This window comes from Tritonibacter sp. SIMBA_163 (genome assembly GCF_046535935.1).
Taxonomy (GTDB): domain Bacteria; phylum Pseudomonadota; class Alphaproteobacteria; order Rhodobacterales; family Rhodobacteraceae; genus Epibacterium; species Epibacterium scottomollicae.
Map to the genome: position 1 here is coordinate 1 of NZ_JAWJBP010001489.1, position 231 is coordinate 231.

The 231-nt window shown below is 51.1% G+C and carries 1 protein-coding gene; it reads right to left on the reverse strand.

What is annotated here, in order from left to right; genetic code table 11:
- A partial coding sequence (locus tag R0J92_RS27245) for an ABC transporter permease subunit (protein ID WP_411053981.1) occupies positions 1-231 on the reverse strand: 231 nt, incomplete at both ends.

A 231-nucleotide genomic window follows, 5' to 3' on the forward strand; every position in this document is an offset into this window, starting at 1 on the left:
GTAGATAATCGCCACTAGCAAGAAAGCTTCTAAGTATAAAAAGCTACCTGACGCCTCTTTTTGGGTCGCGCCCATCAACTCCGTCACGCCCAACGTGAAGGCCAGCGAGGTCGCTTTAATCATATCGATGAAGTAGTTCATCAACGTCGGCGTAGCGACGCGAGTAGCTTGAGGCAGAATAATCCGACGCATCAGCTGTGATTGAGTCATGCCAATCGAGAGCGCCGCTTC